At 73.4% G+C, this 3866-nt stretch carries 3 protein-coding genes; all 3 read right to left on the bottom strand.

Annotated elements, in window-relative coordinates; all coding sequences use genetic code 11:
• Positions 1-68 precede the first annotated feature (68 nt).
• From ACFW1A_RS38190 to ACFW1A_RS38180, 3 genes are read right to left on the bottom strand one after another with little or no spacing between them, the layout of a single operon-like run.
• Positions 69-1076 carry an ABC transporter permease gene (locus ACFW1A_RS38190; protein WP_380417866.1) on the bottom strand — a complete coding sequence of 336 codons (1008 nt, stop codon included), beginning with the start codon at positions 1074-1076 and terminating at the stop codon, positions 69-71.
• On the bottom strand, positions 1073-2638 hold the full coding sequence (locus ACFW1A_RS38185; protein WP_380417864.1) for a sugar ABC transporter ATP-binding protein: 1566 nt from the start codon (positions 2636-2638) through the stop codon (positions 1073-1075). Before ACFW1A_RS38185 ends, ACFW1A_RS38190 begins: the two co-directional genes overlap by 4 nt.
• A gap of 5 nt (positions 2639-2643) precedes the next feature.
• Positions 2644-3837 (bottom strand): substrate-binding domain-containing protein, encoded by a 1194-nt coding sequence (locus ACFW1A_RS38180; protein ID WP_380417862.1) that lies wholly within the window; start codon positions 3835-3837, stop codon positions 2644-2646.
• Between the last annotated feature and the right edge of the window lie 29 nt (positions 3838-3866).

Below are 3866 nucleotides of genomic sequence, written 5' to 3'. Positions count from 1 at the left end.
GGGCCCGCGGGGCGGCGCCCGCCCCCCACCCGGGGCGACGGCGGAGCATCCGTCACGGTCACGGTCCGTCAGGAGCGCCCGGCGGTGGCCCGGGCCCGCAGCCGGTCGGCGGTGATCGCCAGACCGAGCACCGCACCGAGCACGATGTTGGTGTAGTTGGAGTTGATCTGCAGGGTCGTCAGACCGTTGTTGATCAGCTCCAGCAGCACGGTGCCGGCCACGATGCCGAGGATGCGGCCCTGACCGCCGGTCAGGCTCACGCCGCCGATCACCGCCGCGGCGATCGCGGACAGCTCCCAGCCGACCCCGACCCCGCTCGCGGAGCCGACCCCCATCCGGCCGAGCACCAGCATGCCCGCGAAGGCGGAGAGCAGCGAGGAGGTGACGTACATCGACACCACCCGGCGGTCGCCCCGGATCCCGGCCAGCCGGGCCGCCTCCGGATTGCCGCCGACCGCGTAGACCTGGCGCCCGGCGTAGGTGCGCTCCAGGAAGAACCAGGCCAGCACCGTGACGATCGCGAACAGCACCAGCGGGACCGGGACCTGGGCCAGGTAGCTCTGCCCCAGGTCGCCGAAGAACGGCGAGATCCCGACGATCGAGGTGCCGGAGGTGATCGCCAGCGTGACGCCCTGGGCGACCGTGTAGGTGACCAGGGTGACCACGAACGGCGGCATCCGCAGCCGGGTGACGGCCAGCCCGTGCACCAGTCCGACCGTCCCGGCGATCGCCAGGGTGGCCAGGATCGCCAGCCCGGCGGGCAGCCCGGCCCGCACGTTGAACCAGGACATCAGGATCACGCTGGTGCCCAGCAGGGCGCCCACCGACAGGTCGATGCCGCCGGTGAGGACGACCAGCGACTCGCCGATCGCGATCAACCCGTACTGGGCCAGGTCGAAGCCCATGCCCTGCAGGTTGACCGGGCCGGCGAAGGTGGAGCGGGCCAGGGCCAGCGCCGCGAACACCGCCACGCAGGCGGCGACCACGCCGACTTCGGGGGTCTCCACCAGGGAGCGCAGCCGGGTGCGGGCGGGCGCCGCCGCGCCGTCCCGGGCGGGAGCGGTCTGGGTGGTCATGCCGATGCCTCCGTGCTGTCCGTCGACGCCCGCGTGCCCGCGGCCGCCGTCATGATCTTTTCCTTGCCGAACTCCTCGCGCGGCAGGTCGGCGACGATCCGGCCGTGCGCCATCACCACGATGCGGTGGCAGATCCGCAGCAGTTCCTCCAGCTCGGAGGAGGCCACCAGGACCGCCAGGCCCTGTTCGGCCGCACGGTCCACCAAGTGGTAGATCTCGGCCTTGGCGCCGACGTCCACGCCGCGGGTGGGCTCGTCCAGCAGCAGCAGGTCGGGCTCGGCGTGCAGCCAGCGGCCGAACACCACCTTCTGCTGGTTGCCGCCGGAGAGCGAGCCGATCGGCTGCTCCTGGCTGTGCAGCCGCACGCCGAGGTCCTGCACGATCCGCTGCGAGCGGGCCCGGTCCCCGGCCGGGGTGAGCACCCCGCGCCGGGAGTCGCGGCGCAGCGTGGCCAGCGTCGCGTTCCAGCGCACCGAGTGCTGCAGCAGCAGGGACTGCTCCTTGCGGTCCTCGGGGACCAGGCCGATGCCGGCCGCGACCGCGTCGGCCGGGTGGCGCGGGCGGAACGGGCGGCCGTTGAGCACCAGCTCGCCGCCGGTGCGCGGCTGAGCACCCATCACGGTGTGCAGCAGCCGGCTGCGTCCGGAGCCCATCAGGCCCGCCACGCCGACCACCTCGCCCGCCCGCAGCTCCAGGTCGACCGGGCCCAGGCCGTCCGCCGTCAGAGCGCGGGCCCGCAGGACGGTGCGCGCGTCGGCGGGCAGGGCGCGCACCGTGCCGCCGCGGGCCAGTTCGCTGCCGACCATCTCGCGGATCATCCGCTCCTCGGTCGCCCGGTCCGGCGTCAGGTCGGCGACCAGCCTGCCGCCGCGCAGCACCACCACCCGGTCGGCGATGTCGCGCACCTCGTCCAACCGGTGGCCGATGAACAGCACCGCACCGCCGGCGGCGGTGTGCCGCCGGGCCAGGTCGAGCACCTTGGCGGCCTCCACCGGGCCGAGCGAGGAGGTCGGCTCGTCCAGGATGAGTACCAGTGGGGCGTTGCCCCAGGCCTTGGCGATCTCGATCATCTGCCGCAGCGGGACCGGGAGCTGCTCGACCGGCCGGTCCACGTCGACGCCGTCGACGCCGACCTCGGCCAGCAGCGCGCGGGCCTCGCGGCGGGTGCCGGCCCGGTCGAACAGCACCCGGCGCAGCGCGCCGCCCTCCTGCCCGCCGCGGGTGCGGCGGCCGAGCAGCAGGTTCTCGGCCACGCTCATCCGGCCGACCAGCGGGAACTCCTGGGCCACCATGCTGACGCCGAGCGCCTTCGCGTGGTCCGGGCGGCCCGGCTGCACCTCCTGGCCCGCGATCAGCACCTGCCCGGCCGTCGGGGCGACGGTGCCGGCGAGCACGCCCATCAGGGTGGACTTGCCGGCACCGTTCTCCCCGACCACGCAGGTGATCTGACCACGCTTCAGCTCCAACTGCGGGATGTCCAGCACGGTGACCGGACCGTAGCTCTTGCGCACGCCGCTCAGCACGGCGGCGGGGCCCTGCTGGGGAGCGTCGGGAGTGGTCACGCCGGTCACCCCGTGATGCCGAGCTGGGTCTGCTTGGCCTGGAACGCACTCAGGTTCTCCTGGGTGACGACGCCGACGCCGGAGCTCAGCGTCGTGCCGTCGGACTCCAGGTACGGCTTGACCAGGGCGAGGGTGGCGTCCTTGCCGAGCACCTTGAGCGCGGCCAGCAGGTAGGCGCCGGTGTAGCCCTGCTGGTACGGCGACTGCACCACGGTGGCCTGGATGACGCCCTGCTGGATGAACTTCAGCGTCTGCGCGTCGCTGTCGTCCGAGACCACCTTGACCTTGCCGGTGCGCCCGGCCGCCTGCACCGCCTGGGCGGCCGACGGGCCGTCGTAGGAGTAGACGCCGTAGAGGCCGGTGACGTTGGGGTCGGTCTGGATCGCGGTCTGGGCGTTGCTCAGGGCCTTGGACGCGTCCATGCTGTCGGCGAGCTTGTTGACCACCTTGATGTCGGTGCCCTTGAGCGCGTCCTCGAAGCCCTGGATCCGCTCCACGGCGTTGGAGGCGGTCAGCGAGCCGACCAGCACCACGACCTCGCCCTTGCCGCCGAGCGCGGCCTTCATCGCCTGCCCCGCCTTCTGGCCCGCCTGGTAGTTGGGGGTGCCGAGGTAGAGGGCGGCGCCGTCCTCGGCGGGCAGCGGGGAGTCGATCGCCAGCACCGGGATGCCGGCCGAGTTGGCGTCCTGGATCGGCGCCTTGATCGCGGTCGGGTCGATCGCGGAGACCGAGAAGGCGGAGATGCTCTGGCCGCGCAGGGTCTGGATCATCGACAGCTGCTGGTCCAGCCGACCGTTGGCCGGGGCCTGGAAGGTGCCCTGCACGCCGAGGTCCGCGACGCCCTTGGTGAACCCGGTCTTGCCGGCGTTCCAGTAGTCCACGGCGACGTTGACCACCATGGCCAGGTCGAGCTTGCCGGTGTCCTTGCCGGCCAGCGCGGACTTCAGGGCCGCGTCGAGCTTGGCGAGGTTGTCGTCGTTGAAGGTGATGTCGCCCTGGATGGCGGGGGCGGCGGAGCCGGCGGTGCTGGTCGAGCTGTCGGAGCTGCCCGCGCCCTGCTTGCTGCAGGCGGTGGTGAGGGTCAGGGCGAGGGCAGTGAGGGCGGCGGCGGTGGCGAGGGTGGCGGCTCTGCGGCGGCGCGGGGCGGGAGCGGCGGTGGGGGTGGGGGTGGGGGTGGGGGTGGGGGTGGGGGTGCGCATGGGGAGTCAGGCTGGTGGGCGGGGGGAGA

Origin of the sequence: Kitasatospora sp. NPDC058965 (genome assembly GCF_042741245.1) — a bacterium.
Classification (GTDB): Bacteria; Actinomycetota; Actinomycetes; order Streptomycetales; family Streptomycetaceae; genus Kitasatospora.
Note: the sequence above shows the minus strand (reverse complement) of the source record. Positions and strands in the feature narration are given on the sequence as shown.

What these genes read in the sequence shown, in the direction of transcription:
- ACFW1A_RS38190 (WP_380417866.1), bottom strand. Translation starts at nt 1,076, where the DNA reads ATGACCACCCAGACCGCTCCCGCCCGGGACGGCGCGGCGGCGCCCGCC.
- ACFW1A_RS38180 (WP_380417862.1), bottom strand. Translation starts at nt 3,837, where the DNA reads ATGCGCACCCCCACCCCCACCCCCACCCCCACCCCCACCCCCACCGCC.